At 70.1% G+C, this 1,628-nt stretch carries 2 protein-coding genes and 1 tRNA gene; 1 reads left to right on the top strand and 2 read right to left on the bottom strand.

Annotated elements, in window-relative coordinates:
• Positions 1-211: 211 nt before the first annotated feature.
• A tRNA-His gene (locus DD1DGNOD_RS07845) sits at positions 212-287 on the top strand.
• An 87-nt stretch (positions 288-374) separates the two neighbouring features.
• Here the strand turns inward: DD1DGNOD_RS07845 and DD1DGNOD_RS07840 are convergent.
• Positions 375-1,343 (bottom strand): 2-hydroxyacid dehydrogenase, encoded by a 969-nt coding sequence (locus DD1DGNOD_RS07840; protein WP_131765922.1) that lies wholly within the window; start codon positions 1,341-1,343, stop codon positions 375-377.
• Between the two features lie 44 nt (positions 1,344-1,387).
• A partial coding sequence (locus DD1DGNOD_RS28980; protein ID WP_241255540.1) for a CBS domain-containing protein occupies positions 1,388-1,628 on the bottom strand: 241 nt, incomplete at its 5' end.

Here is a 1,628-nt window from a genome sequence, read left to right as displayed (position 1 = left end):
CCGCCATCTGAACCCCGTCGGAACCCCCGTCGGAACCCCCATCGGAACACAGCCCGGACTCGCCGACGCGACACCGCAAACTACTTCGCCAGAAGGGCGATCGACCGGTACTATGGGCCGGACCTGAACAGTTGCGCCGGTCGGTCATGGGTGTACGGCCGTTGACAGCTCGCTCTCAGGTGCGGTTTCAGTACGCGGATTTCAGCACATGGTGGGTGTAGCTCAGCTGGTAGAGCACCGGGTTGTGGTCCCGGGTGTCGCGGGTTCAAGTCCCGTCACTCACCCCAGAACAGGGATGTTCGTCGTCTCGCCGGGCCGGTCCAGAGGGCCGGCCGACAGGGGTGACCGCCCGTCCGATAGCGGGATGACGACCATCAGGATGGCGAGTACAGGTCGACCGGTCCAGCGACTACTGCCCGTAGCGGACGACCCCCGGCAAACCGGATGACCTGGTCCCGGAGGAACGCGGCGGCACGGGGTTTGAACGCGCTGGTGTTGCCGCCCAGGTGCGGGGTCAGCAACACACCGGGCGCGGACCACAACGGGTGTGCGTCGGGCAGCGGCTCCGGCTCGACGACGTCGAGAGCCGCCAGCAACCGCCCGTCACACAGTTCGCGGAGCAGGGCGTCGGTGTCGACGACCGCACCCCGGGCGACGTTCACCAGCAGCGCGCCGTCGGGCATGGCGGCGAGGAACCGGGCGTCCACAAGACCGCGGGTGCCCTCGTTGAGCGGGCAGGCCAGGACGACCACGTCCTGCTGCGAGACCAGGGCCGGCAGCTCCGCGACGGCGTGGACATGACCGCGCTCGTCATCACGGGCCCGGCTTGCGACGCGGGTCAGCGACACCTCGAACGGCTCGAGCCGGGCTGCGATGGCCGACCCGAGGCCGCCGGCGCCCACCACAAGCACCCGCCGGTCCGCCAGCGAGCGGAGGGTGTGCGGCTGCCAGCGGCCCCGGGATGCGCTGCCCGCGCGGACGGCGGCCGGGATTCCCCGCAGCTGCGCCAGGATGAGCCCTACGGCCAGTTCGGACGTGGAAGCGTCGTGCACACCTGCCGCATTACACAAAGTAACCGATGGGGGCACGTTCGCTATGGCGTCCTCGTAACCCGCGGTAAGTGTCTGCACAACCCGTAGCCGAGGAAGGCGGTTGACCAGGGACCAGTCCGCCCGCCTCAGGTACGGGGGGACGAGGAACTCGGCATCCACCGCACCCGCCCGCACCGGGTCGGACTCGGCGTCCCACACCACAGCCCGGACGGTCGGGATCGGGCCGACCAGGTCGATCCAGCGCTTGTCCGGAAAGCTGACGACGACCGTGGCCGCTTCGGTTCCTGCCATGGACGAAGGCTAACGGGCCGAGGACGCCGCGATCACGATGGACGTCACCGGGCGGCCGGCTGGTCGTCGTCCCGGATCTCGCCGACGAGCTCCTCCAGGACGTCCTCCAGCGCGACGACCCCGAGGATCCTTCCCTCCCGGTCGGTGACCCGGGCCAGGTGCGCCCCACTGCGCTGCATCGTGGCGAGCACCGCCGCCAACCGGTCGTCGGCACCGACCCTGGCCAGCGGACGGACCCACTTGGCGGGGACCGGCGCCGACCGCTTCTGCGGGTTGGTTTCCAGG

It is taken from the genome of Candidatus Protofrankia californiensis, from assembly GCF_900634765.1.
In the GTDB taxonomy this organism is placed as follows: domain Bacteria; phylum Actinomycetota; class Actinomycetes; order Frankiales; family Frankiaceae; genus Protofrankia; species Protofrankia californiensis.
This window is presented reverse-complemented; position numbering and strand designations above follow the sequence as displayed.